At 67.0% G+C, this 24,180-nt stretch carries 30 protein-coding genes and 2 pseudogenes; 18 read left to right on the top strand and 14 right to left on the bottom strand.

Annotated elements, in window-relative coordinates:
* A pseudogene (locus JO059_RS02870) lies at positions 1 to 408 on the bottom strand (hypothetical protein); the annotation flags it as partial.
* Between the two features lie 85 nt (positions 409 to 493).
* On the opposite strand from JO059_RS02870, the gene JO059_RS02865 reads away from it, so the two are divergent.
* Positions 494 to 1,177, top strand: coding sequence for a TrkA family potassium uptake protein (locus tag JO059_RS02865; protein WP_293314609.1), 684 nt, complete (start codon positions 494 to 496; stop codon positions 1,175 to 1,177).
* Entirely contained in the window at positions 1,174 to 1,851 is a 678-nt protein-coding gene (locus tag JO059_RS02860) for a TrkA family potassium uptake protein (protein WP_293314608.1), read from the top strand. Before JO059_RS02865 ends, JO059_RS02860 begins: the two co-directional genes overlap by 4 nt.
* Here the strand turns inward: JO059_RS02860 and JO059_RS02855 are convergent.
* Complete coding sequence (locus JO059_RS02855; RefSeq protein ID WP_293314607.1) at positions 1,848 to 2,498, bottom strand: DUF3159 domain-containing protein; 651 nt, start codon at positions 2,496 to 2,498, stop codon at positions 1,848 to 1,850. The genes JO059_RS02860 and JO059_RS02855 overlap by 4 nt on opposite strands.
* Positions 2,495 to 2,863, bottom strand: a complete 369-nt coding sequence (locus JO059_RS02850; RefSeq protein ID WP_293314606.1) for an OB-fold nucleic acid binding domain-containing protein — start codon at positions 2,861 to 2,863, stop codon at positions 2,495 to 2,497. Before JO059_RS02850 ends, JO059_RS02855 begins: the two co-directional genes overlap by 4 nt.
* Before the next feature lie 144 nt (positions 2,864 to 3,007).
* Here JO059_RS02850 and JO059_RS02845 point away from each other — a divergent pair, with 144 nt between their 5' ends.
* Positions 3,008 to 3,706: an alpha/beta hydrolase gene (locus tag JO059_RS02845; RefSeq protein ID WP_293314605.1), complete on the top strand. Its 699-nt coding sequence runs from the start codon at positions 3,008 to 3,010 to the stop codon at positions 3,704 to 3,706.
* A gap of 5 nt (positions 3,707 to 3,711) precedes the next feature.
* Here JO059_RS02845 and JO059_RS02840 read toward each other — a convergent pair whose 3' ends face one another.
* Together JO059_RS02840 and dut are read right to left on the bottom strand one after the other, a co-directional pair.
* Positions 3,712 to 4,458: a DUF3710 domain-containing protein gene (locus JO059_RS02840; protein ID WP_293314604.1), complete on the bottom strand. Its 747-nt coding sequence runs from the start codon at positions 4,456 to 4,458 to the stop codon at positions 3,712 to 3,714.
* Entirely contained in the window at positions 4,458 to 4,910 is a 453-nt protein-coding gene (gene dut / locus JO059_RS02835) for a dUTP diphosphatase (protein ID WP_293314603.1), read from the bottom strand. The genes JO059_RS02840 and dut overlap by 1 nt, the downstream gene beginning before the upstream one ends.
* Before the next feature lie 48 nt (positions 4,911 to 4,958).
* On the opposite strand from dut, the gene JO059_RS02830 reads away from it, so the two are divergent.
* A complete protein-coding gene (locus JO059_RS02830; RefSeq protein ID WP_293314602.1) occupies positions 4,959 to 5,444 on the top strand; it encodes a DUF3093 domain-containing protein in 486 nt (161 codons plus the stop codon).
* Positions 5,445 to 5,453: 9 nt separating this feature from the next.
* Here JO059_RS02830 and JO059_RS02825 read toward each other — a convergent pair whose 3' ends face one another.
* The gene (locus JO059_RS02825; protein WP_293314601.1) at positions 5,454 to 5,756 is read right to left on the bottom strand and encodes a DUF4193 domain-containing protein; all 303 of its coding nucleotides are present in this window, start codon (positions 5,754 to 5,756) and stop codon (positions 5,454 to 5,456) included.
* 169 nt (positions 5,757 to 5,925) lie between these two features.
* On the opposite strand from JO059_RS02825, the gene cei reads away from it, so the two are divergent.
* Complete coding sequence (gene cei, locus JO059_RS02820) at positions 5,926 to 6,576, top strand: envelope integrity protein Cei (protein WP_293314600.1); 651 nt, start codon at positions 5,926 to 5,928, stop codon at positions 6,574 to 6,576.
* A 1-nt stretch (position 6,577) separates the two neighbouring features.
* On the opposite strand, the gene JO059_RS02815 is transcribed toward cei, so the two are convergent.
* Positions 6,578 to 7,456: an inositol monophosphatase family protein gene (locus tag JO059_RS02815; protein WP_293314599.1), complete on the bottom strand. Its 879-nt coding sequence runs from the start codon at positions 7,454 to 7,456 to the stop codon at positions 6,578 to 6,580.
* A gap of 102 nt (positions 7,457 to 7,558) precedes the next feature.
* Between JO059_RS02815 and ppgK the strand changes: the two genes are divergently transcribed.
* From ppgK to JO059_RS02795, 4 genes are all read left to right on the top strand, one after another.
* On the top strand, positions 7,559 to 8,368 hold the full coding sequence (gene ppgK / locus JO059_RS02810) for a polyphosphate--glucose phosphotransferase (protein ID WP_293314598.1): 810 nt from the start codon (positions 7,559 to 7,561) through the stop codon (positions 8,366 to 8,368).
* 194 nt (positions 8,369 to 8,562) lie between these two features.
* The gene (locus JO059_RS02805; RefSeq protein WP_293314612.1) at positions 8,563 to 10,152 is read left to right on the top strand and encodes an RNA polymerase sigma factor; all 1,590 of its coding nucleotides are present in this window, start codon (positions 8,563 to 8,565) and stop codon (positions 10,150 to 10,152) included.
* Positions 10,153 to 10,221: 69 nt separating this feature from the next.
* Complete coding sequence (locus tag JO059_RS02800) at positions 10,222 to 11,079, top strand: DUF4436 family protein (RefSeq protein WP_293314597.1); 858 nt, start codon at positions 10,222 to 10,224, stop codon at positions 11,077 to 11,079.
* Positions 11,080 to 11,146: 67 nt separating this feature from the next.
* A complete protein-coding gene (locus JO059_RS02795; protein WP_293314596.1) occupies positions 11,147 to 11,569 on the top strand; it encodes a RidA family protein in 423 nt (140 codons plus the stop codon).
* Here the strand turns inward: JO059_RS02795 and JO059_RS02790 are convergent.
* Positions 11,509 to 11,883, bottom strand: coding sequence for a DUF952 domain-containing protein (locus tag JO059_RS02790; protein ID WP_293314595.1), 375 nt, complete (start codon positions 11,881 to 11,883; stop codon positions 11,509 to 11,511). The genes JO059_RS02795 and JO059_RS02790 overlap by 61 nt on opposite strands.
* 131 nt (positions 11,884 to 12,014) lie before the next feature.
* Here JO059_RS02790 and JO059_RS02785 point away from each other — a divergent pair, with 131 nt between their 5' ends.
* Together JO059_RS02785 and JO059_RS02780 are read left to right on the top strand one after the other, a co-directional pair.
* Positions 12,015 to 12,200 (top strand): hypothetical protein, encoded by a 186-nt coding sequence (locus JO059_RS02785; protein ID WP_293314594.1) that lies wholly within the window; start codon positions 12,015 to 12,017, stop codon positions 12,198 to 12,200.
* Between the two features lie 62 nt (positions 12,201 to 12,262).
* On the top strand, positions 12,263 to 13,252 hold the full coding sequence (locus JO059_RS02780; RefSeq protein WP_293314611.1) for a YihY/virulence factor BrkB family protein: 990 nt from the start codon (positions 12,263 to 12,265) through the stop codon (positions 13,250 to 13,252).
* Here JO059_RS02780 and JO059_RS02775 read toward each other — a convergent pair whose 3' ends face one another.
* Entirely contained in the window at positions 13,253 to 13,492 is a 240-nt protein-coding gene (locus tag JO059_RS02775; protein ID WP_293314593.1) for a DUF3039 domain-containing protein, read from the bottom strand.
* A gap of 62 nt (positions 13,493 to 13,554) precedes the next feature.
* Between JO059_RS02775 and JO059_RS02770 the strand changes: the two genes are divergently transcribed.
* The 3 genes from JO059_RS02770 (at position 13,555) to ideR (ending at position 15,892) form a co-directional block, all read left to right on the top strand.
* The gene (locus JO059_RS02770; RefSeq protein WP_293314592.1) at positions 13,555 to 13,935 is read left to right on the top strand and encodes a DUF3099 domain-containing protein; all 381 of its coding nucleotides are present in this window, start codon (positions 13,555 to 13,557) and stop codon (positions 13,933 to 13,935) included.
* Positions 13,936 to 14,053: 118 nt separating this feature from the next.
* Positions 14,054 to 15,043, top strand: coding sequence for a sigma-70 family RNA polymerase sigma factor SigB (gene sigB, locus JO059_RS02765; protein ID WP_293314591.1), 990 nt, complete (start codon positions 14,054 to 14,056; stop codon positions 15,041 to 15,043).
* A 153-nt stretch (positions 15,044 to 15,196) separates the two neighbouring features.
* A complete protein-coding gene (gene ideR / locus JO059_RS02760; protein ID WP_293314590.1) occupies positions 15,197 to 15,892 on the top strand; it encodes an iron-dependent transcriptional regulator IdeR in 696 nt (231 codons plus the stop codon).
* Positions 15,893 to 15,905: 13 nt separating this feature from the next.
* Here the strand turns inward: ideR and JO059_RS02755 are convergent, their stop codons facing one another.
* The gene (locus JO059_RS02755) at positions 15,906 to 16,964 is read right to left on the bottom strand and encodes a DUF4192 domain-containing protein (protein WP_293314589.1); all 1,059 of its coding nucleotides are present in this window, start codon (positions 16,962 to 16,964) and stop codon (positions 15,906 to 15,908) included.
* 112 nt (positions 16,965 to 17,076) lie between these two features.
* On the opposite strand from JO059_RS02755, the gene sthA reads away from it, so the two are divergent.
* Positions 17,077 to 18,483 (top strand): Si-specific NAD(P)(+) transhydrogenase, encoded by a 1,407-nt coding sequence (sthA, locus tag JO059_RS02750; RefSeq protein ID WP_293314610.1) that lies wholly within the window; start codon positions 17,077 to 17,079, stop codon positions 18,481 to 18,483.
* A gap of 9 nt (positions 18,484 to 18,492) precedes the next feature.
* Here sthA and JO059_RS02745 read toward each other — a convergent pair whose 3' ends face one another.
* Positions 18,493 to 19,314, bottom strand: a complete 822-nt coding sequence (locus JO059_RS02745; protein ID WP_293314588.1) for a serine protease — start codon at positions 19,312 to 19,314, stop codon at positions 18,493 to 18,495.
* Positions 19,315 to 19,552: 238 nt separating this feature from the next.
* Between JO059_RS02745 and JO059_RS02740 the strand changes: the two genes are divergently transcribed.
* The 3 genes and pseudogenes from JO059_RS02740 (at position 19,553) to JO059_RS02730 (ending at position 22,306) form a co-directional block, all read left to right on the top strand.
* Positions 19,553 to 20,527: a PAC2 family protein gene (locus tag JO059_RS02740; protein WP_293314587.1), complete on the top strand. Its 975-nt coding sequence runs from the start codon at positions 19,553 to 19,555 to the stop codon at positions 20,525 to 20,527.
* A 63-nt stretch (positions 20,528 to 20,590) separates the two neighbouring features.
* Positions 20,591 to 21,622 (top strand): alpha/beta hydrolase, encoded by a 1,032-nt coding sequence (locus tag JO059_RS02735; protein WP_293314586.1) that lies wholly within the window; start codon positions 20,591 to 20,593, stop codon positions 21,620 to 21,622.
* A 55-nt stretch (positions 21,623 to 21,677) separates the two neighbouring features.
* A pseudogene (locus JO059_RS02730) lies at positions 21,678 to 22,306 on the top strand (PhzF family phenazine biosynthesis protein).
* A gap of 8 nt (positions 22,307 to 22,314) precedes the next feature.
* On the opposite strand, the gene JO059_RS02725 reads toward JO059_RS02730, so the two are convergent.
* The 3 genes from JO059_RS02725 to JO059_RS02715 all read right to left on the bottom strand — a co-directional run bounded on the left by JO059_RS02725 (position 22,315) and on the right by JO059_RS02715 (position 23,889).
* Positions 22,315 to 22,800 carry a peroxynitrite isomerase gene (locus JO059_RS02725; RefSeq protein ID WP_293314585.1) on the bottom strand — a complete coding sequence of 162 codons (486 nt, stop codon included), beginning with the start codon at positions 22,798 to 22,800 and terminating at the stop codon, positions 22,315 to 22,317.
* Positions 22,801 to 22,848: 48 nt separating this feature from the next.
* A complete protein-coding gene (nrdR, locus tag JO059_RS02720; protein WP_293314584.1) occupies positions 22,849 to 23,313 on the bottom strand; it encodes a transcriptional regulator NrdR in 465 nt (154 codons plus the stop codon).
* Between the two features lie 81 nt (positions 23,314 to 23,394).
* Positions 23,395 to 23,889 carry a LysM peptidoglycan-binding domain-containing protein gene (locus JO059_RS02715; RefSeq protein WP_293314583.1) on the bottom strand — a complete coding sequence of 165 codons (495 nt, stop codon included), beginning with the start codon at positions 23,887 to 23,889 and terminating at the stop codon, positions 23,395 to 23,397.
* Between the last annotated feature and the right edge of the window lie 291 nt (positions 23,890 to 24,180).

Raw genomic sequence — 24,180 nt, 5'->3', positions numbered from 1 at the left:
GGTGACCAGGACGACCAGCAACACCGCACCGGTGGAAAGCAATCCGACGGTGTTGACCACCCGGGAACGCATCATCTTGCGACGCACCCGCGCATTGGTCTCGGTGCGCAGCAAGCGGGTCCAGTGCCTGACCATACCGATCTGGCTCAGCGTGAACGAAATGAAGACGCCGACCAACATCACGGCGGCCACGGCCAAACCGATCCACGGCGTCAGCGCGTAGGCGGCGACCCCGGCCACCGACAGCATCAGGAAGACCTCCTCGGGTGCGTAGGCCACCGAGGAGAGCGCATCCGACGCGAACACCGGAAGGGCGATGCGCTTGGGGAGCAGGGTGTGACTCAGTCGGTCGCTGCGAAACGGCCGGCCGATAATCAACCGGCGCGCGGCGGTTGAAACTTTCGACACGAGAGCCAAGGGTAAGCGCACGGGAGCTTGATAGCGTTTCCTAGGCGAGAATGAGGAACACAGGACGCAGCCGAGAGGACCGCAAGTGCGCGTGGTTGTGATGGGTTGCGGCCGGGTGGGTTCGTCGCTGGCCGACGGGCTCTCCCGCATCGGCCATGACGTCGCCGTCATCGACCGCGACAGCACCGCGTTTAACCGGCTCAGCCAGGAGTTCGCCGGCGAGCGGGTGCTGGGCCAGGGTTTTGACCGAGACGTTCTGCTGCGGGCGGGCATACGGGAAGCCGACGCGTTCGCCGCCGTGTCATCCGGGGACAACTCGAACATCATCTCGGCCCGGCTGGCCCGGGAGAGCTTCGGAGTGCAGCGCGTCGTCGCCCGGATTTACGACGCCAAGCGCGCCGAGGTCTACGAACGCCTCGGTATCCCGACGATCGCCACGGTCCCCTGGACCACCGATCGGCTGCTGAACGCGCTCACCCGCGAAGGCGAGACGGCCAAGTGGCGCGATCCGACCGGTACCGTCGCCGTCGCGGCGGTCGATCTGCACGAGGACTGGGTGGGACACCGGGCCACCGACTTGGAGCAGGCCACCGGCGCCCGGGTGGCCTTCTTGATCCGCTTTGGAACCGGAGTGTTGCCGGAGCCGAAGACCGTCATCCAGGCCGGCGACCAGGTCTATATCGCGGCGATTTCCGGCCGGACCGCCGAAGCGGTGGCCATCGCGGCATTGCCGCCCAGTGAGGATCTCGAGACCGGAGCCCGAACATGAAAGTAGCTGTCGCCGGTGCCGGCGCGGTCGGCCGCTCGGTCACCCGCGAACTCGTCGCCAACGACCACGACGTGACTCTGATCGAGCGCAACCCCGACCACGTCGACGTCGACGCGATCCCGGCCGCGCACTGGCGTCTTGGCGATGCCTGCGAGCTGAGCTTGCTGCAGTCGGTCCACCTCGAGGATTTCGAAGTGGTCGTGGCCGCGACGGGCGACGACAAGGTCAACGTGGTGCTCAGCCTGCTCGCCAAGACGGAGTTCGCGGTCCCGCGCGTAGTGGCCCGGGTCAATGACCCCCGCAACGAGTGGCTGTTCACCGACGCCTGGGGTGTCGATGTGGCGGTTTCCACTCCACGCATGCTGGCCTCGCTGATCGAGGAGGCCGTCGCGGTCGGGGATCTGGTGCGCCTCATGGAGTTCCGGACTGGTCAGGCCAATCTCGTCGAGATCACCCTGCCCGACGACACACCGTGGGGTGGCAGGCCGGTGCGCCGATTGCAACTGCCACGAGACGCCGCGCTGGTGACGATTTTGCGGGGACCGCGGGTGATCGTGCCGGAGGCCGACGAGCCGCTCGAGGGCGGCGACGAGTTGCTGCTCGTCGCCGTCCCCGAGGTCGAGGAGGACCTGCGCAAGCTCCTGCTGCCGGAGGGTTCCCGGGCCGCCGACTAGCAGTCGGCGCTCGCGGCCTCCTGTGCCGAGAGCGCGCGCTGAGCGGCCTTGATCGCGGCATACGTCGCCAGAGCGGCCAGCGCGGTCAGCGGCCAACCCATCCCGATCCGCGCCACCCCCAGCCATCCGGTGTGATCGGAGTCGTACAGCAGCCGCTGGACCACGAAGCGGGCGGCGAAAACCGCTGTCCAGCACAGGGTCGCGACGTCGAACGCGTAAACGGCCCTGCGGACTTCGCGCCAGCGGCGATCGTGGCCGCCGGCCCAGCTCCAGGCGTAGCCGACCGCGGGGCGGCGGATCAGCACCGACACCGCGAAAACGACCGCCCACAGCAACGACATCCAGATGCCCAGCAGGAAGTAGCCCTTGGACTGCCCCACCAGGTAGGCGATCAGGGCGCAGACGGCGACGCCGATGAAGCCCGACAACGCCGGCTGCGTCGATTCCCGGCGAATCAGCCGCCACAGCAAGACCAGCGCCGCCACGCCCAGCGCGGACGCGATCGCGGGCAACAGACCCGACAGGCTCGAAACCGCAACGAAGACGACCACCGGCAGCGACGAGTAGATGACACCGCTCACCCCGCCCGCCTGTGCCAGCAGGCGGTCCGGGCTGAGGCGTTGAGTGGTCTTACCGGGGACGCTCACCGCTGAATTTCGTAATGCGGGTTGTAGATGGCCTTGGCGCCGTTCTCCAGCTTGCCGAGGCGACCCCGCACGCGCAGCGTGCGGCCTGAATCGATGCCGGGTATGCGGCGCTGACCCAACCACACCAACGTCACGGTGTCGCTGCCGTCGAAAAACTCGGCCCGCACTCCGCCGGAGCAACCCTTGCCGTTGCACTCCACGCTGCGCAGCGTGCCCACCATCGTGACCTCCTGGCCGCGTTGGCAGTCGATAGCGCGCTGGGCGCCGGTGCTGGCAACCTCGTCCGACAACTCCTCGGAGTCCAGCTGCTCCGGGTCCTCCGTCAACCGACGTGTGAGGCGACGCAAATAACCTTGGGCCTTCATGGCCACTCCTGACGACGCTGTACGAGCCTCTGAAGCGGTGCTTCTGCCTATGCCAACGGAAACCGTAGACCTCGAGGTTCCCCGACGCCAATTCAAATCAAACCTATTTTTCCGGACCTGTATCCGGCCGGGCACTATCAAGGGGTGGCTGTCGATCTGCGCGGTGTGGCAACCGTGTTGTTGCCCGGAACGGGCTCCGATGACGACTACGTCCGGCGGGCGTTTTCCGGCCCCTTGGCCGGGGTCGGCGCGGTGCTGGTGGCACCGCCGCCCCGGCCCGACCGGTTGATCGACGGCTATCTTTCCGCGCTGGACCACGCCGCAAGCGAAGGACCCATCGGCGTCGGCGGCGTCTCGATCGGCGCGGCCGTCGCGACCGCCTGGGCGCTCGCGCATCCCGACCGGGTGGTCGCGGTCCTGGCCGCGCTGCCGGCCTGGGCGGGGGCACCCGCGTCCGCGCCGGCCGCCCTCGCAGCCCGGCACTCGGCCGCCCAGCTGCGTGCCGACGGTCTGGCCGCGGCGACGAAGCGGCTGAGGGCATCCAGCCCGGCATGGTTGGCCGACGAGCTGGCCCGGTCGTGGCGCCGCCAGTGGCCGGCGCTTCCCGACGCTATGGAAGAAGCGGCGGCCTTCGTCGCGCCGAGCTGCGCCGAACTGACCCGGCTGCGCCCGCCACTGGGTGTGGCCGCCGCGGTCGACGACCCCATCCACCCCTTGCAGGTCGGCGTCGACTGGGCCACGGCGGCGCCGCGCGCCGGCATGCGGACGGTGACACTGGATCAGATCGGCGCGGAGCCGGCAGCGCTGGGAAAGGCCTGTGTGGACGCCCTCGCCGATCTCTAGGGGCGTCAACCGCCGGTAATGGTCCGCAGCTGTTGCATGGCCGATCCCTCGGCGCTGCGCCGTGCCGCCGGATCGTTGGGCGGCTGTTGGGCCACTTGCTGTTGCTGCGCCTGCTGGGCGGCCGCGGCCGCCCGCAGCTGTTCGGCCATGGGCTCGGGCAGCACCACGGGCAACGGCGTGCGGACAGGCAGCGGGGTGTCACCGCGGCGAACCACCGTGTCCGCCAAGGCGGTACGCGCCTCCCGATCCAACGCGTCGATGGTCTCGGGCGCCCCGTTGACGACACAGCGGATCATCCATCGATAGCCGTCGACCCCAATGAAGCGGACCACGCCGGAGGCGGTGCCCACCACCTCGCGACCCCAGGGCCCATCCTTGATGCTGACCTTGGCCGAGTCCTTGCGCAGCGACTCGGCGAGCTCTCCGGCCACCTCGCGCCACAGGCCGCCGGTCTTGGGCGCCGCGTAGGCGGCGATCGTGAAACGACCGTTGGGTGTGACGACCCACACCGCGCTGGGCACACCGGTTTCGGTCAGCTCGACCTGCAGCTGACCGGTCTCCGGCATCGGAATGAGCACCGAGCCCAGGTCGAGGCGAGCGACCTCGGCGACCGCCGGGTCGTCGAAGTCGTCGATGTCGAACGGTCCCTCGAGCTCCTCGTCGAACTCCGCGTCCAGCGGATCGGCGACGGCGTCGGCGTCCACCGGCTCGTCGCTGTCGTCGTTGCCTGAGCGTCTACCTAATGCAGCCATCACAAACTCGCATGTCCGCCGGATGAACCGTGACCACCGTCGCCACGGGACGTTTCGGCCAGCCCGGCCACGTCGAACGATGACACCTCGACCAGCTCCACCAACTCGACCCGCTGAACCAGCAACTGGGCGATGCGGTCGCCCCGATGCACCACGATGGGCTCTTCGGGGTCAAGATTGATCAACGCGACTTTGATCTCGCCACGATAGCCCGCGTCGATGGTACCCGGACTGTTGACGATCGAAAGTCCCACGCGCGCAGCCAATCCCGACCGCGGATGGACTAAGCCGACCATCCCGAACGGAATGGCGACCGCGACGCCGGTGCGCACCAGGGCGCGGTTACCGGGGTCGAGCTTGACGTCTTCGGCGCTGTAGAGGTCGAGCCCGGCATCGCCGTCGTGGGCTCGGCTGGGCAGCGGAAGTTCGGGGTCGAGGCGCACGATTTTCATTTCAAGGCCAGACTGGTCGACACGGGGCCACAGATTACCCTTGACCGCGTGTCCGGCTCGCGTGTCGCGCCGCACAGCGTGCGATATCGCGAACGACTGTGGGTGCCCTGGTGGTGGTGGCCGCCGGCCTTCGGGCTGGCGGCACTGATCGCCTTCGAGGTCAACCTGGGCGTTCGGGCCCTCCCCGGCTGGCTGCCATTCGCGATCCTGTTCATCGCGGCGGCCGGCGCCCTGTTGTGGCTCGGCCGCATCGAGGTCCGCGTCACGGTCGGCCCGAACACCGAGGACGGCGTGCAGCTGTGGGCCGGGGAAGCGCACCTGCCGGTCAACGTGATCGCCCGGTCCGCCGAGGTCGCGCCCACGGCAAAGTCGGCAGCCCTCGGTCGCCAGCTCGACCCGGCAGCTTATGTGCTGCATCGGGCATGGGTCGGCCCCATGGTTTTGCTGGTCCTGCATGACCCCGACGATCCCACGCCGTACTGGCTGGTGAGCTGCCGTCACCCCGAGCGGGTGCTGTCGGCCTTGACACGCTGAGCGCAGCTATCAGGCCGCGCAATCGGTACAGATCATCACGCCGTTTTTCTCGGTGGCGAGCCGGCTCCGGTGTTGCACCAGGAAGCAACTCGAGCAGGTGAATTCGTCGGCCTGCTTCGGGATGACGCGCACCGACAGCTCTTCACCGGAGAGGTCGGCGCCGGGCAGCTCGAAATTCTCGGCGGATTCCGATTCGTCTACGTCCACCACGGCCGAGGCCGCTTCGTTCCTTCGCGCTTTGAGTTCCTCCAGCGAGTCTTCCGAGACATCGTCGGTCTCGGTGCGCCGCGGAGCGTCATAATCGGTAGGCATTCTCATCCCCTCACATGCCCTCATTACCTCAAGCAACGCTTTGTACCAGCGTCGAACGCATCGACAAAACGATTCGTGCCCGTATCACCAACCATTCAGGTGTGATTTACGTCACAGTTCGTATCCGGCCATTTTCGAGGGGCTTCAGCAGTGCGTTTAGAGTGCAGCTGTGGTCGCACAAATCACCGAAGGTACCGCCTTCGACAAGCACGGCAGGCCCTTTCGGCGACGCAATCCACGGCCCGCCATCTTCGCGCTGGCCTTCCTGGTGGTGGTCACGGGAGTGGTGTGGACGATGGCGCTGACGCGCCCGGCGAAGGAGCACGAGACCGCGGTCTGCAACCCACCGCCGCAACCCGCCGGAGGGGCGCCGACCCAGCTCGGCGAGCAGGTGTCGCGCAGCGCCATGGTGGACGTCACCCCAGCCAAACTCAGCGACACCAAGGTCCGCGTGCTCAACGCCAGCGGCCGGGGCGGACAGGCTGCAGACGTGGCCGGCGCGATGAAAGACCTGGGCTTCGCGCAGCCCACCGCCGCCAACGACCCCCTGTATGCCGGCACCAGGTTGAACTGTCAGGGAGAGATCCGGTTCGGGACCGCCGGGCAGGCAACCGCGGCCGCGGTGTGGCTGGTGGCGCCGTGCGCTGAACTGTTCAACGACAATCGCGCCGATGACTCCGTCGACCTCGCTCTCGGCACGGACTTCACGGCGCTGGCGCACACCGACGACATCGATACGGTGCTCGCCAGCCTGCGCCCGGGCGCCACCGAGCCGTCAGATCCCGCTCTGCTGCAAAAGGTGCACGCCAGCAGCTGCTGATTCAGTCCTGGACCGGGTCGAGCCCGTTGAACCGCTGCAGGGCCGCCCACAGTTCGTCGGCGATCCCGGGCGCCGCCGCAACCACCAAGCCGGCCTCGCTGCCGTACCGCGGCGGCAAGTACACCCGCGCCCCGGCCTCGGCCGCGATCAGCGCGCCGGCGGCGCAATCCCACAATTGCAGGCCGTGCTCGTAGTAGGCATCCAGCCGGCCCGCCGCAACCATGCACAAGTCCAGCGCCGCGGAGCCGATGCGACGAACGTCGCGGACCACCGGCAGCAGCTGCGCCAACAGGGCCGCCTGCGTCGCCCGGCGCCGCGGTGAGTAACCGAAGCCGGTGCCCAGCAACGCCATCGACAAATCGTCGACGTCCGCGCATCGCAGCGGGGTCAGCCCGTGCTCGTCGACCACGTGCGCCCCGAGGCCCGCCGCCGCCGAGTACACCCGGCCGGCGACGACGTCCGCCACGGCGCCCGCGACCGAGACGCCGTTGAGCTGCGCGCCGACCGAGACCGCGTAGGCCGGTATGCCGTAGACGAAATTGACCGTGCCGTCGATGGGGTCCAGCACCCAGGTGACCGCGTCGGCGGCCGTGGCGCCCGCATCGGCGGGGCCGCCGCCCTCCTCCCCGAGTATCGGGTCTCCCGGCCGCAATTGCGCCAGCCGATCTCGCAACAACCGCTCCGTTTCCGTATCGACGACGGTGACCGGATCGGTCGGCGTGGTCTTCGACCGCACGGCGCCGCGCGGTGGGCCATTCGGGGAGCCCGCCCGGGCCCCGAACACCTCGGGGCGGCGGCGCCTCACCAGCTCGGCCGCCTCGGCGGCCAGCGCTTCGGCGACCGAACGCAGCCGCGCGGGCAAGTCCTCGGGTCGCGTCACGGCTCTATCGCATCACAGGTCGGCACGGCCATTCAGACACCCCAAGCCGCGTCGTCGCCAGGCTAAGGTGAGCGGACAGCACAGTCTCGCTGAGGAGTCACGATGACCAGCACCGACTCGATCGCGGATACGACCGGCAGGGACACGGTCGCCGGCAGTCCGAAGCGCCGTGGATTCGGTGTCGATGTCGGTGGCAGCGGCATCAAGGGCGGCATCGTCGACATGGACACCGGCCTGCTGATCGGTGAACGGATCAAGGTGTTGACCCCGCAGCCGGCAACGCCGGAGGCGGTCGCCAAGGCCATCGCCGAGGTGGTCAACGGATTCGCCTGGACCGGTCCCCTGGGCGTGACGTACCCCGGCGTGGTCACCCATGGCATCGTCCAGACGGCGGCCAACGTCGACAAGGGCTGGATCGGGGTCAATGCGCGCGACGTCATCGGCGCCGAGCTCGCTGGCCAGGAGGTCACCATTCTCAACGACGCCGACGCCGCGGGACTTGCGGAGGAGCGCTACGGGGCGGGCAGGGACCGATCCGGCCTGGTCGTACTGTTGACCTTCGGTACGGGCATCGGATCAGCGGTCATTCACAACGGCACGCTGATACCCAACACCGAGCTCGGGCATCTCGAGGTGGGCGGCAAGGAGGCCGAGCACCGCGCGGCGTCGTCGGTCAAAGAGCGCAACGGCTGGAGCTACGAAAAGTGGACCACGCAGGTGACCAGGGTCCTGGTGGCCATCGAGAACGTGATCTGGCCGGATCTGTTCATCGCCGGCGGCGGCATCAGCCGCAAGGCCGACAAGTGGCTGCCACTGCTCGAAAACCGCACCCCGGTGGTGGCCGCGGCGCTGCAGAACACCGCGGGGATCGTGGGCGCCGCCATGGCGGCGACCTCCGACGTGACGCACTGAATATTGCCCGGTCGGCCGGTACGGACGGGCCCTGTCGTTACAATGGTCCTCGACTGGTTCTCGGCGGTTCTCGGCGCCCGACTGATAGCGTGCGATCATTTACGCTGAGATCAACGCCGACATTCGACATAGCAGACACTTTCGGAAAACCCATGCCCAGAACCACCGAAAGTGATCCGACCGAAGGGGTGTACGTGGCAGCGACGAAGGCAAGCCCGGCGTCCGAGGCGCCGGCGAAACGCAACGCCACGAAGTCTCCACCGACCCCCGCTAAGCGATCGGCGGCTAAGGCCGCCAATGGTGCCGCCCCGGCCACGCGCGCCACCAAGGCGGCACCGCGCCCCGCCAAGTCCTCGAAAGAGCACGAGGCCGCGAGCGCGACCGCGGCTGGCGACACCGCAAAGAAGACCCGTCCCCTGGCCAAGAGCGGCGGCGCCAAGACGCCGCCGGCCCGCGGGACGAAAGCAGCACCCAAAGCGGCACCCGAGGGTGCCGAGGAGGCCCCGGAACTCCTGGATGCCGACGCCACCAACGTCGAGGTCGAAGATCTCGACGTCGAACCGGACCTCGAGGCCGATCCCGCCGAGGATCTCGACCTCGATGCCGAGGACCTGAATCTCGACGACCTCGAGGTTGACGTGGCGCCGGATGCCGCGGAAGCCGAGCTCGAGCCGGTTGTCGACATCGGGGAGGGCGAGGAGGACGTTGCGGCGCCGGCCGTCGTCGCGCCCGGCGAGGCCGTCGCCGACGAGGACGAGGAGATCGCCGAGCCCTCCGAGAAGGACAAGGCTTCCGGGGATTTCGTGTGGGACGAAGACGAATCCGAGGCGCTCCGTCAGGCCCGCAAGGACGCCGAGCTCACGGCCTCCGCCGACTCGGTTCGCGCCTACCTCAAGCAGATCGGCAAGGTGGCGCTGCTCAACGCCGAGGAAGAGGTCGAGCTGGCGAAGAGGATCGAAGCCGGCCTCTACGCGACCCAGCTGATGAGCGAGTACGCCGAGAAGGGCGAGAAACTGCCCGCCGCGCAGCGCCGCGACATGATGTGGATCTGCCGCGACGGCGACCGCGCAAAGAACCACTTGTTGGAAGCCAATCTGCGCCTGGTGGTTTCGCTGGCCAAGCGCTACACCGGCCGCGGAATGGCGTTTCTGGACCTCATCCAGGAAGGCAACCTGGGCTTGATCCGCGCGGTCGAGAAGTTCGACTACACAAAGGGATACAAGTTTTCCACGTATGCGACGTGGTGGATCCGCCAGGCCATCACCCGCGCGATGGCCGATCAGGCCCGCACGATCCGCATTCCGGTGCACATGGTCGAGGTGATCAACAAGCTGGGTCGCATCCAGCGCGAGCTGCTGCAGGACCTGGGCCGCGAGCCCAGCCCTGAGGAGCTGGCCAAGGAGATGGACATCACGCCGGAGAAGGTGCTCGAGATCCAGCAGTACGCCCGCGAGCCGATCTCGCTGGACCAGACGATCGGCGACGAGGGCGACAGCCAGCTCGGCGATTTCATCGAAGACAGCGAAGCGGTGGTGGCCGTCGACGCGGTGTCGTTCACGTTGCTGCAGGATCAGCTGCAGTCGGTGCTGGAGACGCTGTCCGAGCGGGAGGCCGGCGTAGTACGGCTGCGCTTCGGACTGACCGACGGCCAGCCGCGCACCCTCGACGAGATCGGCCAGGTTTACGGTGTGACGCGCGAACGCATCCGACAGATCGAGTCGAAGACGATGTCAAAGTTGCGCCACCCCAGTCGTTCTCAGGTCCTGCGCGACTACCTGGACTAGTTGATAGGTGTTCACCGGTCGTTCAACCGTCGAAGCGCCGGGATGGGTTGACCCCTCTACGATTTGGGCGTGGCCGTTGACGTTAAACCTGTTGTCACGGCAGCGCGCAGCCGGCGTTCGCTCCTGCTGCTTGCAGCGACGGTGTTCCTGGCCGTCGTGACCAGCACCGCCGTCTCCTATGAGGAGGCCGGCCACCCGTCGGGAGCAAACGGCGATAGGAACCTCAGCGACGGTATTCGCATTCATGCCGACGTCCAGAAAATCTCCCCCGCAGACGACCAGTTGGTGGTCGGGCTCGAATTCGAGCCGAGAGGACGCTTCGCTCAAGAAGGGATGTTCCTGACCAAGAACGTCCGAGTCGTCGCGGTCGGCGGCGCGGGTTTGGTTGACGAATCGTTCGCCGCCGGCGGATTGATGACATCACGAACGTTGCCGGTCGCACTCGAGTCCGGCGATATCAGCCAGTATCCGTTCGATCACTACACCGCGCTCTTCAGTGTGCGGATCGTCGCCGCCGACGGCTCCCCCGTGCCGACAGTGCTGATCGCCGACGGGTCGGTGCACGGCTACAGCATCAACATTGGCAACCCACCACGGGAACCGAACGAGGGCAATGACCTGACGATCAGCGTGGGCCGCGCGCCTTCCTCATGGATCTTCGCGGTCTTCATCGTCTTGCTCATGTGGGCGTTGACGATCCTGGCAGTGGTCTTCACCGCGAATCAAATCCGCAGGGACAAGCAGCCTGACGGCAACTTCATCTCATTCCTGGGTGTTCTTCTGTTTTCGTATTCGGCGGTGCGCAACTCGATGCCCAACGCACCAGCCGTTGGTGCGCTCATCGATTACCTGTCTTTCTTCTGGTGCGAATTAGTACTCGGGCTGTGTCTGGTCGCGATGCTTGTCTTCCGCATCCGCCGCAGCTGATGAGTTGTCGCACAGTGGTTTCGCAATCGCATCGTCGCGGGCCGCCGGTGAAGGCTAACGTGGCCGCATGGCAGCCAGTCGCAAACTCGTCTTCTCGGAATCCGAGTTCGAATCGGTGGTCGGTTACGCGCGCGCCGTCCGCGTAGGCCCGTATGTGGCCGTGGCCGGGACAACCGGCGCCGGCCCAGCAGGCGATATCGCGGCGCAAACGCGAGACGCTTTGCGCCGCATAGAAATTGCACTGCAGGAGGCGGGCGCAGCGCTCAGCGACGTGGTCCGCACGCGCATTTTCCTGACCGACATCTCGCGCTGGCGCGACGTCGCCGCGGTGCATGCGCGGGTTTTCGGCGGGATCCGTCCGGTGGCCACCATGGTCGAAGTCTCCGCGTTGATCGCGCCCGACTTGCTGGTGGAAATCGAGGTCGACGCCTACTTAGCATCCGCAAGCCCGGCGAGTGGCGGGAACGTGCCGTCGGGGCCCGGCGGGTAGGCGGTGACGTCGATCACGGCTCGTATCGGAAGCGGACCGTACAGGTGTGGGAAAAGCATCGACTCGGGGTCGGTGGACACCCCGGGTTCCCACAGCACGGGTGAGCACAACAGCCCAGGGTCCACGTGCAACAGCACCAAGTCGTCGCGACCGCGGTAGAGCCGGTTGGCCGGCAGGTGCACCTGCGCGGGCGCGGACAGGTGGATGTACTCGATACCGCTGGACGGATCCGGACGGATGCCGCCGCATTCACGCGTCCGAGACCATTCCGCAGCCCCACACAGGTGCAGCAGAACGTCGGGAAGGCGAGTCACAGTCGGCCCTCCTGGCAACCCGCTGCATGGCCGTCGGCAAGTCGTGAGAAACGACACACCTTATAACGATCGGGGAACAACGCGAAAACCGTATACGTCTGAGACAGTGTGTGTACGAGAACGGAGGGGCCATGACCGCAACTCTGACCAGTCCCGAGCTGACTAGAGCAGACCGGTGCGACCGCTGCGGAGCTGCGGCTCGCGTCCGCGCCAAGCTGCCTTCCGGACTTGAGCTCCTGTTCTGCCAGCACCACGCCAACAAGCACGAGGCAAAGCTGATCGACTCAGCGGCTGTGCTGGAGGCTAGCGCCAGCTAAAGCTGGCCAACTCACCGTCGTAATCACGTCGGCGCGCGCATTCTTCGGCAATGCTGGACGTGATGAGCGACCAAGGCGTCAAACCCTCCCCCCACCACATCTGGCGCATCACCAAGAGGACCCTGTCGAAGGCGTGGGACGACTCCATCTTTTCGGAGTCGGCGGAAGCGGGTTTTTGGAGCTGTCTGTCCACCCCGCCACTGCTACTCGGCTTGCTGGGCACCCTGGCCTACGTGGCGCCGGTGTTCGGCCCAGACACTCTGTCAGCCATCATCAAGAGCACGCTGTCCGCGACGCGCAATTTCTTTTCCGCCAACGTGGTCGACCAGATCATCGAGCCCACGATCCGCGACATCACCGCCGGCGCCGCCGGTGAGGTGGCGTCGGTGGGTTTCCTGATCTCGCTCTGGGCGGGATCCTCGGCGATGTCTTCCTTCGTCGATGCCGTGGTGGAAGCTCATGACCAGACCCCATTACGCCATCCCGTGCGGCAGCGCTTCTTCGCGCTGTTCCTCTACATCGCGATGCTGATGCTGGTGGTGGTGGCCGCACCGGTGGCGGTAGTCGGACCACGCAAAGTGAGCGAACACATGCCGGTGGGCCTGCAGAATCTGCTGCACTACGGCTACTATCCGACGGTCGTTCTCGGCTTGATGGCGGGAGTGGCCGTCTTGTACCGGGTGGCGCTGCCGGTACCGCTGCCCACGCATCGACTGATACCCGGCACGATGCTGGCCACTGCGGCGTTCCTGGTCGCGACCTTGGGACTGCGGTTCTACCTCAGGTGGATAGGCAGCACGGGCTACACCTACGGTGCGCTCGCCACCCCGATCGCGTTTCTGTTGTTCGCGTACTTCGGCGGCTTCTCAATCATGATCGGCGCCGAACTGAACGCCGCCATTCAGGAGGAGTGGCCCGCCTCGGCGACCCACGCTCACCGGCTACGCAACTGGATGCTCGCGCACGTCCCCGCACTCAGGCAGGTGATGGGATCGTCATCGCAGGCCGCCGCGCAACGGCACGGCACGGGGACGGCCGAGCCGCCGGCGTAATCAGCCCTTTTTGAGCGATTCGTAGATGCGCTTGCAGTCCGGGCAGACGGGCGAGCCGGGCTTGGCGGCCCGGGTGACGGGAAACACCTCGCCGCACAGCGCGACGACGTGGGTGCCCATGACCGCACTTTCGGCGATCTTGTCTTTCTTCACGTAGTGGAAGTACTTCGGGGTATCGCTGTCGGTCCCGTCATCGACGCGTTCGTCGGCATCGGTGCGTTCGATCGTCTCGGTGCGCATGCCCACATTCTGCCTCCTGACCCGTCGCTACCGGAATCGCAGAGTTGTGGGAGAGTGGAGATATGAAGCGCGGCTCCGAGCTGGCCTTCGACGACGACGGCCGCCCGGTTTTGATTACCAGCGCCGCTCCCTCCTACGAGGAGGAGCATCGTGCCCGCGTGCGTAAGTACTTGACACTGATGGCCTTTCGAATTCCGGCCCTGATCCTGGCCGCAGTCGCATATGGCGCCTGGCACAACGGCCTGATCTCGGTGGCGATCGTCGCGGTCTCGGTGCCGCTGCCGTGGATGGCCGTACTGATCGCCAACGACCGGCCGCCTCGCCGCCCGGACGAGCCTCGGCGATTCGACGAAGCGCCCCGGCGCACGCCGTTGTTCCCGACAGCGGAGCGCCCGGTGCTCGAGGCGCCGCGACGCCAGGAACCGCGATCGGGTTCCGGCTAACCGGTCGCAATCGCCACTTCTCAGGACATTCTCAGGTCGGCGGAACATTTCTGCACGTCAAGGCGTGTGAGATGACGGGGCGACGGGAACTCCCAACGAGGGTTTGTCGTTAATGGACATGACAGTGAAAGCCGATCGGGAGGTCGCTATGGCGAATGCCACCACAAGCCGGGTTGACAGCGATCTGGACGCTCAAAGCCCCGCCGCCGACTTGGTGCGCGTGTATCTGAACGGCATCGGCAAGACGGCGTTGCTCACCGCCGCCGACGAGGTCGAGCTTGCCAAGCGCATCGAGGCCGGGCTTTACGCGGAGCATCTGCTGGAGACTCGTAAGCGCCTCGGCGACAACCGCAAGCGGGAATTGGCGGCCGTCGTGCGCGATGGCCAGGCAGCGCGCCGGCACCTGCTGGAAGCGAACCTGCGCCTGGTGGTTTCGCTCGCGAAGCGTTACACCGGTCGTGGCATGCCGCTGCTGGACCTCATCCAGGAGGGCAACCTCGGGCTGATCCGGGCGATGGAAAAGTTCGACTACACAAAGGGATTCAAGTTCTCGACGTATGCCACCTGGTGGATCCGTCAGGCCATCACCCGCGGCATGGCCGACCAGAGCCGCACAATCCGTCTGCCGGTCCACCTCGTTGAGCAGGTCAACAAGCTGGCGCGGATCAAGCGCGAGATGCACCAGAACCTGGGGCGCGAGGCCACCGACGAGGAACTCGCCGCCGAATCCGGCATTCCCGTCGACAAGATCAACGACCTGCTCGAGCACAGCCGCGACCCGGTGAGCCTCGACATGCCCGTCGGCTCGGAGGAAGAGGCCCCGTTGGGCGATTTCATCGAGGATGCCGAGGCGATGTCCGCGGAGAACGCGGTGATCGCCGAGCTGCTGCACACCGACATCCGCAGCGTGCTGGCCACTCTCGACGAGCGTGAGCACCAGGTGATCCGGCTGCGTTTCGGTCTGGACGACGGCCAGCCGCGCACCCTGGACCAGATCGGCAAGCTGTTCGGCCTGTCCCGGGAGCGGGTCCGCCAAATCGAGCGAGACGTGATGTCCAAGTTGCGCAACGGCGAGCGCGCCGACCGGCTGCGGTCGTATGCCAGCTGATCTCCAGCACCAGCCCTGACTCGTCGGGGACCAGAAGCCAGGTAGCAGACGGTATGCCCGCCGCGTCAGCGGCGGGCATACCGCTTGCTGGGGAAGCGTTACACGCTTTTGCGCAGCCGGCCCAGTAGACTCAGCGGCAATGGAGGGTGCTGAATGAACGAGCTGGTCGACACCACCGAGATGTACCTGCGGACCATCTATGACCTCGAGGAAGAGGGCGTGACGCCGCTGCGCGCCCGAATCGCCGAGCGGCTTGACCAGAGCGGCCCGACCGTCAGCCAGACCGTGTCCCGCATGGAGCGGGATGGCTTACTGCATGTGGCCGGCGACCGCCACCTGGAACTCACCGACAAGGGCCGAGCGCTGGCCATCGCGGTCATGCGCAAGCACCGCCTGGCCGAAAGACTGCTTGTCGACGTCATCGGCGTGCCGTGGGAAGAGGTGCACGCCGAGGCATGTCGGTGGGAGCACGTGATGAGCGAGGACGTCGAGCGCCGGCTGGTCAAGGTGCTCAACAACCCGACCACGTCTCCGTTCGGCAACCCGATTCCCGGGCTGCTGGATTTGGGAGTCGGCCCGGAGTCGGATGCCGGCGAGGCGAATCTCGTCCGGTTGACGGAGCTGCCGGCCGGATCGCCGGTGGCGGTCGTGGTCCGGCAGCTGACCGAACACGTCCAGGGCGACATCGACCTGATCACGCGGTTGAAAGACGCCGGCGTCGTCCCCAACGCCCGAGTCACCGTGGAGACCAGCCCGGGTGGTGGCGGGGTAACCATCCTCATACCGGGCCACGAGAACGTCACCCTCCCGCACGAGATGGCGCACGCGGTCAAGGTCGAGAAGGTCTGAGCGACCGCCGGCGCTACCCGGCGCGTCGGCCGAAGGCCCGTCGCGGCGGCAGCCGCACGCCGAGCCGCTTCGCCAGCCGGTAGCCGGTGACGGCGAGATCCCGGATGTCCTCGGGTCGCAGCCCGGACTGCAGCGCGGTGTCGAGCATTCCGGCCATGCGATGATCGGGCCGGCAACGCAGAGCGGCCTCCAGCGACACCCCCGCAAGCGGCCCGTCGCCGCGCACGTAGGCACTGAAGGCCAACAGCACCAGGGCCTCGACGCGCCATGGCTGGGGCAGGGTGCGCGCCAACAGCGCCCAAAGGGACTCGGCCTGGTCGGCGGTCTCCCCGACCGCAAGGGCATACAGCGTGTCGCGCACCTGGACGTCGGTGAGCGCGCAGCCCAACTCCGCAAGCTCGTCGTCGGACAGCGGTTGACCGTCGGTGACGCGGGCGGCTGCCGTCATCGCGTTCTCCACGTCGCGGCGCGCGCAACCCCTGGGATCGGATCGATGGGCCGACTCCCGTGCGGCCGCCTGCCGCCCGAGCGCCACGGCCAATTCCGCGCTGCGGGCCGGGTCGTCGACGGCGATGACGGCTTGCAGGTCCGCGCGCCGCGCGTAGAGGCGCCTGCCGTCCAGCACCGCCGCGGCGGCCAGCGGCGAAGCCGAGGGGTCGTCGACCGTGCCGGAAGAACCGCAACCGTCCGCGCAATGCCAACGCCCGCCAACGGCCACCCGATCCACGACGTGCGCGGCCCACAACTCAATGTCGTAGCGAGCCAACGCCTCGGCGAGCTCCGCGCACAGCCGCCGGTATTCCTCGTCGCAGCCGGGACAGTGGGCGCCGTCGGCGTCGACGATCACCGCTATCGCGGCCTCGGGCTCGGCTGCGGCCGCGACCTCGGCGAGGTGGCCCACCCGGTCGACGAGTTTCTCGGACAGGTCGACCCGCAGCACCGCCCCGAGCTCGCCGCCGCCCAGCGACACCAACACCAATGAATTTTCCGGAACAAAGCCCAGAACCGCCGGTAGCGCGGCAATCAATGCTCCGGGACGGTTCAGGCGGAAATCACCTCTATGCGTAGTCATAGGCACCAACGCTGACGGCGGCCACCGTCAGCCGGTGCGCTGTTGCGCGGCCGAGCCGTCCGTCTGTGGAGAAAGTCTCGACTGTGGGCCTTATCGTCTATCCATGGGTTCGATGCAGGAGTACGACATCGCCGTCATCGGTTCGGGGCCGGGCGGCCAGAAGGCGGCCATCGCCTCGGCCAAGCTGGGCAAATCGGTGGCCATCATTGAACGCGGCACGATGCTCGGCGGCGTCTGCGTCAACACAGGCACGATTCCGTCAAAGACGTTGCGCGAAGCCGTGCTTTACCTCACGGGCATGACCCAGCGCGAGCTCTACGGGGCAAGTTACCGCGTGAAGGACCGGATTACCCCGGCCGACCTGTTGCGGCGGACCCAGCACGTGATCGGCAAGGAAATCGACGTGGTGCGCAACCAGCTGATGCGCAACCGGATCGACCTGCTGATCGGGCACGGCCGATTCCTGGACCCGCACACCATCGTCGTCGAAGACCCGTCCCGGCGAGAAACGACCACCGTCAGCGCCGAATACATCGTCATCGCGACCGGCACCAGGCCGGCGCGACCGTCGGGAGTGGAGTTCGACGAAGAGCGGGTGCTCGACTCCGACGGGATCCTCGACCTCAAGGCCCTGCCCGCTTCGATGGTCGTTGTCGGTGCGGGCGTGATCGGCATCGAGTACGCATCCATGTTCGCCGCGCTCGGCACCAAGGTGACCGTCGTGGAAAAGCGCGACGACATGCTCGACTTTTGTGACCCCGAAGTGGTGGAGGCGTTGAAGTTCCACCTGCGCGACCTGGCGGTGACGTTCCGGTTCGGCGAGGAAGTGACCGCCGTCGACGTCGGCGCCGCGGGCACCGTCACCACCCTGGCCAGCGGCAAGCAGATCCCCGCGGAGACGGTGATGTACTCCGCCGGCCGCCAGGGCCAGACCGACCACCTCGACCTGCACAACGCCGGACTCGAGGTCGAGAGCCGGGGCCGGATCTGGGTCGATCAGACTTTCCAGACCAAAGTGGAGCACATCTACGCCGTCGGCGACGTGATCGGGTTTCCGGCGCTGGCCGCGACGTCGATGGAACAGGGACGACTCGCCGCCTACCATGCGTTTGGCGAACCGACGGACGGCATCACCGATCTGCAGCCGATCGGCATCTACTCGATTCCCGAGATCTCTTATGTCGGCGCCACCGAGGTGGAGCTGACCAAGAACTCGGTTCCCTACGAGGTCGGCGTCGCGCGGTACAAGGAGCTGGCCCGCGGCCAGATCGCCGGCGACTCCTACGGGATGCTCAAGCTGCTGGTGTCCACCGAGGACCGCAAGCTGCTCGGCGTGCACATCTTCGGCACCAGCGCCACCGAGATGGTGCACATCGGCCAGGCCGTGATGGGATGTGGCGGCACCATCGACTACCTGGTCGACGCGGTGTTCAACTACCCGACCTTCTCCGAGGCCTACAAGGTCGCCGCGCTGGACGTGACGAACAAGATGCGGGCCCTCAGCCAGTTCCGCCGCTGACGGGCCACCCTACTGGCAGCTGCCGTCGAGGTCGCCCGCCACGGTATCTCCGGGACCGCCGGCTTCGGCGCGGGCCAGCAGCTGCGCGGTTTGCGCGTCGAAAGGTGCCGTGTACGACACGTTCGGGGCGCACCCGCCGCGCTCGAAGCCACCGATCAGCCCGGTGAGCGTGGTGCCGCTCACCCATGGCGCGCCGCTGGTGCCGTCCACCAGCCCCTCGCACGGCAACGAGGGGAACCCGGTCTCGTTGACAGCGGTGCTGGCCTGACACCCGATCGGTGAGCCGCCCACCCCGGCCGGATAGCCCATCACCGTGACTTGACTGCCCGGAGGCGGCGCCGTGCCCAGCGTCAACGCCAAGCCGGCGTACGACTCGACCGGGCCGGCGCCCGCGTTGATGACACGCACGATCGCGTAGTCCGCGCGGGGATCCTTGCTGAGGGTCCAGCGCGGATCGAGGTAAACGGCGTCGGCCTGCCACGCTTCGACGGACGGGGCGTCACCGGCGAACCCGGGAACGAAGCTTATCTGCGTGGCTCCCGCCAGGCAGTGTGCCGCCGTCATCACCAGATTTCCGCTCGCCGAATGCACCACGGAGCCGGTGCACACGTGCACGTTGCCGCCGTTGAGGAAGATGGCGCCCACACGCTTGTCCGGGTCCACCGGACCGGCGACCGCATGCTGCTGAGGCTGGCTGAGCCGCTGCACCGGCGCGGTGGCAACGGGAACGGACATTGTCGGACGCGCCGCATGCTCGGCTGGCCGGCCGCACGACGCCAACAACGTCGCCAGGCCGACCCCCGAACACAGCAGCACCGTCGATATGCGCATTTGGTGTCCATCATGCACGAACGTTCTGCGGCCCGGCAGAGCGCGCCGCGACACCGCGAGGTGATTTGCTGGCGGGCCGCCGCGGCGCACCACATCGCGCCGAGGATTGTTTGCGGCCGTTACGGCGTTGGAACGTCGAAGCCCCCGCCAGTTTCGCTGTTTCATCACCGGTACCCGTAGATTCAGGGGGACACATGTTAGGGCACCCTGGAGAGATCCCCGAGAGGAAGAAATCCCGATGGCCCGCCATCAGAGCCCAGACGACGACGAATACCAGCACGGGCAGCCCGGAATGTACGAGCTGGAGTACCCGGCCCCGCAGCTGTCGACGGCCGACGGCCGGGGTCCCGTTCTGGTGCACGCCTTGGAGGGTTTCTCCGACGCCGGCCACGCGATCCGGCTGGCCGCCACCCACCTGCGGGCCGCCCTGGACACCGAACTCGTCGCGTCCTTCGCGATCGACGAATTGCTGGATTATCGCTCGCGGCGGCCGCTGATGACTTTCAAGACCGATCACTTCACCAATTACGACGATCCGGAGCTGAGCTTGTACGCGCTGCGAGACAGCGTCGGCACCCCCTTCCTGTTGCTGGCCGGCATGGAGCCGGACCTGAAGTGGGAGCGGTTCATCACCGCGGTGCGACTGCTCGCCGAGCGGCTGGGGGTGCGGCGGACCATCGGACTGGGCACCGTCCCGATGGCGGTTCCGCACACGCGGCCGATCACCATGACGGCACATTCCAACAACAAGGAGTTGATCGCCGATTTTCAGCCGTGGATTTCGGAGATCCAGGTCCCCGGCAGCGCATCCAACCTGCTGGAATACCGGATGGCCCAGCATGGTCACGAGGTTGTCGGTTTCACCGTGCACGTGCCCCACTACCTGACCCAGACCGACTACCCCGCCGCCGCGCAGGCGTTGCTCAAGCAGGTGGCCAAGACCGGCTCGCTGGAGCTGCCACTCACGGCGCTGTCCGAGGCGGCGGCGGAGATCGCGGCCAAAATCGACGAGCAGGTCCAGGCGAGCGCCGAGGTCGCTCAGGTGGTGGCTGCGCTCGAGCGCCAGTACGATGCCTTCATCGACGCTCAGGAGAACAGGTCGTTACTAACTCACGACGAGGACCTGCCTAGCGGCGACGAGCTTGGCGCAGAGTTCGAGCGCTTCCTGGCCCAGCAGGCCGAGAAGAAGTTCGACGACGACGACCAAGCTTGAGCTGTGAGACGCCTTGAAAGCACTGAGCAAGCCCCTGGCCGGGCCGACGACAAGGTGGGCGAGATGACCGAGCGGCCGCGCAAGCGCAACCTGCGCCCGGTGCGTGAAGTGACGCCGCCCACGCTGGAGTTTCGCACCATCCATGGTTACCGCCGGGCATACCGGAGAGCCGGTTCCGGACCGGCCATCCTGCTCATCCACGGCATCGGGGACAACTCCACGACCTGGAATGCCGTGCAGGCCAAGCTCGCCCAGCGGTTCACGGTCATCGCGCCCGACCTGTTGGGCCACGGGAAATCCGACAAGCCGCGCGCCGACTATTCGGTCGCCGCGTACGCCAACGGCATGCGCGATTTGCTCAGCGTCCTCGAGATCGAGCGCGTGACCGTCATCGGTCATTCGCTCGGAGGCGGCGTGGCCATGCAGTTCGCCTACCAGTTCCCACATCTGGTCGACCGGCTCATCCTGGTCGCCGCCGGAGGCGTCACCAAGGACGTCAACGTCGCCCTGCGGTTGGCCTCCCTGCCGATGGGAAGCGAGGCCCTGGCGTTGCTGCGGCTCCCCCTGCTGCTGCCGGCGGTCCAGCTGCTGGGGCGCATAGCTGGGTTGGCGATCGGATCGACCGGCCTGGGCCACGATCTGCCCAACGTGCTCCGGATCCTGGATGACCTGCCCGAGCCGACGGCTTCCGCGGCGTTCAGCCGGACCCTGCGGGCCGTGGTGGACTGGCGCGGTCAGATCGTCACCATGCTGGATCGATGTTACTTGACCGAGGCCATTCCGGTGCAGATCATCTGGGGCACAAAGGATGTGGTCGTCCCGGTGCGTCACGCGTGGATGGCCCATGCCGCGATGCCCGGCTCCCGCCTCGAGATCTTCGAAGGCTCCGGCCACTTCCCGTTCCACAACGACCCGGCCCGCTTCATCGACATCGTCGAGCACTTCATCGACACCACCGAGCCGGCGGAATACGATCCGGCGGCCCTGCGCGAACTGCTCCGCACGGGCGGCGGCGAAAAGGCGGTCACCGGGTCGGCCGACACCCGCGTTGCCGTGCTGAACGCCATGGGTTCCGACGAGCGCAGCGCGACCTGACCGCTCCGCGTCCGCATTCTCGCCACGGTTCCCTGCGTCGCCGTACAGTCGGGCCATGGGCATCGACGTGGCCGTGGTGCGCGTGTTCACCGATCTGGACGGGAATTTCGGTAATCCGCTCGGCGTGGTGGACGCCGCGCGGGTGAAGGAAGCCGACCGGCAGCGGTTTGCGGCCGAAGTAGGTTACAGCGAAACAATATTCATCGATCTTCCGGCCGCCGGTTCGACCACCGCGCATGCCACCGTTTACACCCCTTGGACGGTTGGCCCGTCAAGACGCTTCAGGTACCCGCCGGCATCGTGCAGGTGACCCATGCGGGCGGCCTGACGGGCATCAGCGCGCGTTCGGAATGGGCCCCGGAGCTCGCGCTTCACGAATTCGATTCGGCCGACGAGGTTTCGGCCGCCGACCCGGAAGACTTTCCGGATGGCAGCGCGCATTATCTGTGGAGCTGGACCGATCGGTCGGCCGGAGCGCTGCGCGCCCGAATGTTCGCCGCCAACCTCGGTGTGCCGGAGGACGAAGCGACGGGTTCTGCGGCGATGCGGGTCACGGATTTCCTGAGCCGCGACCTGCGCATCACCCAGGGAAAGGGCTCACTGATCGAAACCACGTGGAATCCCGAAGGATGGGTGCGGGTGGCCGGTCGGGTGGTCGACGACGGCATCCGGCGCGTCGGCTGATGTCGCGTTCAGGGCTGCCGGCGCAACACCGCTGCGAGGTGGTCCTGCAGCGGTTGGCCCACCGCGCCCATCTGCAGCGAGTATGAGAGCTCGTCACCGTCGACGCGCAGGGAACGGCCAAGCGCCGTCACCTCTTTCGCGGTGGGGGTCATCGCGACCGCGATGCTGGACAGCTCGAGTTCGATTCGGTCGCCGATCACCGAATAGCTGCCCACCTCGATTTCGGTGATGCCGCTCGGGTGAGCGAGCACCAGCTCGACGCGACCCGGTTGGGGCACACGCAAATACCCGGTCTCCGCGTGCAGTGGTTTTCCGTCGGCCACCGCCCTCGTCTTCTGGGAGTAGGCCAGGAACGGCTTGCCGACATGGGAAAACGCTACTTCCTCGTGGTACTCGAACGGCTGGATCGTCGGGTAGTGGCCCTCTCCGCGGCCCGCCCACGTTCCCAGCAAGGGCGAGAGCGCCTGCACATCGGGATGCACGTCCGGCGGCATGAAAACAGCCTAACCATCGGTTGCAGCATGGCTCGGTCGGCTGCGGCGTCAGCTCGGCGCCGATACCTTGCGGTGTGCGCGCAGCGCCTCGATCTCGCGCTCGAAATCATCTGCGGACGAGAAGGATCGGTAAACCGAGGCGAATCTCAGGTAAGCGACCTCGTCGAGGTCACGCAAGGGTCCCAGGATCGCCAAGCCGACATCGTGACTGGGAACCTCCGGGGACCCCGCGGCTCGAACGGTGTCTTCCACTTGTTGGGCCAGCAGATTCAGGGCGTCCTCATCCACCTGCCGGCCCTGGCAGGCCCGGCGGACGCCCCTGATGACCTTCTCCCTGCTGAAGGGCTCGGTGACGCCGCTGCGCTTGACGACCGCCAGCACGGCGGTTTCCACGGTGGTGAACCGCCGCCCGCATTCGGGGCACGATCGGCGACGCCGGATGGCCTGGCCCTCATCGGTCTCCCGGGAGTCGATCACCCGGGAGTCGGGGTGACGGCAGAACGGGCAATGCATGACCGCTCCTTCGCCGCGCTCGCCTGCGGGGTTGCAGAACACCCCGAGCGTACCTGCGCGCCGGCGGGCGGGCTAACGCCGTCAGCCGACCGGCGCGATCAGCGTCTGACCCGCGACCAGGGCGGTTGAGTTCAGGTCGTTGAGTTCACGAATGCGCTCGACGACCGTGTGAGCCGGCGCGTCCGGGGCCACCCGGTGAGCGACATCCTGCAGGGACTCCCCTGGTTCGACCCGTACGACAGCAAGGCGGTTGGGCACCGGTGCCGCCGATCCCGCGGCGTCGCCGTTGACCAGCTCTCCGAGATTCGCGACCAGGCCCAGCCACAGGGTGATCATTCCGGCGGCAAGGGCCAGCCCCAACGTCGTCGCCAGCGTGACCGGACGCCTGCGATGAGGCGCCACGGACACCGCGACGCCGGTGCCGCGGTAGCGCGGCGGCGCCCCGGCCGGCCTGGCCGGGACCGGCCGGCGCGAACCGGCCAGCCCGGCCCGGCCCGAACGAAGGCCCGGCACCGGTCCGTTGACCGGGCGCCGAATACTGCAGGTGCGCGGCGAGATTTCATGGATGGTTGTCATCTGCGTTCCTCCGGTCACTCAATTGCATCGCTCGTGTGTTCGACTATATCGCTCGCATGTTCGATAACCGAACGTTTGAGCGAAGCGTGTCGGACGAGCGAAACGCTAGACCACACCACCGACAGATCCGTCGGTGCTACTTCTGACATGAGTCCCAAGTACCCGAACCGCGTCAGAGTTACACCTTTGTTATTCACCCGTTCTTGACGCCGGCCCGACTGCCGTGCAATCGCGACACGCAAGTCGAACACATGTTTGAGATCGGAAGAGCGTCGTGTAGGGAAAGAGTGT

The organism is Mycobacterium sp. (assembly GCF_019247615.1).
In the GTDB taxonomy this organism is placed as follows: Bacteria; Actinomycetota; Actinomycetes; order Mycobacteriales; family Mycobacteriaceae; genus Mycobacterium.
This window is presented reverse-complemented; position numbering and strand designations above follow the sequence as displayed.

Bases quoted from the DNA above. Each gene is read 5' to 3' on its own strand.
- JO059_RS02860 (WP_293314608.1), top strand. From the start codon at position 1,174: ATGAAAGTAGCTGTCGCCGGTGCCGGCGCGGTCGGCCGCTCGGTCACC.
- JO059_RS02850 (WP_293314606.1), bottom strand. From the start codon at position 2,863: ATGAAGGCCCAAGGTTATTTGCGTCGCCTCACACGTCGGTTGACGGAG.
- JO059_RS02840 (WP_293314604.1), bottom strand. From the start codon at position 4,458: ATGGCTGCATTAGGTAGACGCTCAGGCAACGACGACAGCGACGAGCCG.
- dut (WP_293314603.1), bottom strand. From the start codon at position 4,910: ATGAAAATCGTGCGCCTCGACCCCGAACTTCCGCTGCCCAGCCGAGCC.
- JO059_RS02825 (WP_293314601.1), bottom strand. From the start codon at position 5,756: ATGCCTACCGATTATGACGCTCCGCGGCGCACCGAGACCGACGATGTC.
- ppgK (WP_293314598.1), top strand. From the start codon at position 7,559: ATGACCAGCACCGACTCGATCGCGGATACGACCGGCAGGGACACGGTC.
- JO059_RS02795 (WP_293314596.1), top strand. From the start codon at position 11,147: ATGGCAGCCAGTCGCAAACTCGTCTTCTCGGAATCCGAGTTCGAATCG.
- JO059_RS02785 (WP_293314594.1), top strand. From the start codon at position 12,015: ATGACCGCAACTCTGACCAGTCCCGAGCTGACTAGAGCAGACCGGTGC.
- JO059_RS02780 (WP_293314611.1), top strand. From the start codon at position 12,263: ATGAGCGACCAAGGCGTCAAACCCTCCCCCCACCACATCTGGCGCATC.
- JO059_RS02775 (WP_293314593.1), bottom strand. From the start codon at position 13,492: ATGCGCACCGAGACGATCGAACGCACCGATGCCGACGAACGCGTCGAT.
- JO059_RS02770 (WP_293314592.1), top strand. From the start codon at position 13,555: ATGAAGCGCGGCTCCGAGCTGGCCTTCGACGACGACGGCCGCCCGGTT.
- sigB (WP_293314591.1), top strand. From the start codon at position 14,054: ATGACAGTGAAAGCCGATCGGGAGGTCGCTATGGCGAATGCCACCACA.
- ideR (WP_293314590.1), top strand. From the start codon at position 15,197: ATGAACGAGCTGGTCGACACCACCGAGATGTACCTGCGGACCATCTAT.
- JO059_RS02755 (WP_293314589.1), bottom strand. From the start codon at position 16,964: ATGACTACGCATAGAGGTGATTTCCGCCTGAACCGTCCCGGAGCATTG.
- sthA (WP_293314610.1), top strand. From the start codon at position 17,077: ATGCAGGAGTACGACATCGCCGTCATCGGTTCGGGGCCGGGCGGCCAG.
- JO059_RS02745 (WP_293314588.1), bottom strand. From the start codon at position 19,314: ATGCGCATATCGACGGTGCTGCTGTGTTCGGGGGTCGGCCTGGCGACG.
- JO059_RS02740 (WP_293314587.1), top strand. From the start codon at position 19,553: ATGGCCCGCCATCAGAGCCCAGACGACGACGAATACCAGCACGGGCAG.
- JO059_RS02735 (WP_293314586.1), top strand. From the start codon at position 20,591: ATGACCGAGCGGCCGCGCAAGCGCAACCTGCGCCCGGTGCGTGAAGTG.
- JO059_RS02725 (WP_293314585.1), bottom strand. From the start codon at position 22,800: ATGCCGCCGGACGTGCATCCCGATGTGCAGGCGCTCTCGCCCTTGCTG.
- nrdR (WP_293314584.1), bottom strand. From the start codon at position 23,313: ATGCATTGCCCGTTCTGCCGTCACCCCGACTCCCGGGTGATCGACTCC.
- JO059_RS02715 (WP_293314583.1), bottom strand. From the start codon at position 23,889: ATGACAACCATCCATGAAATCTCGCCGCGCACCTGCAGTATTCGGCGC.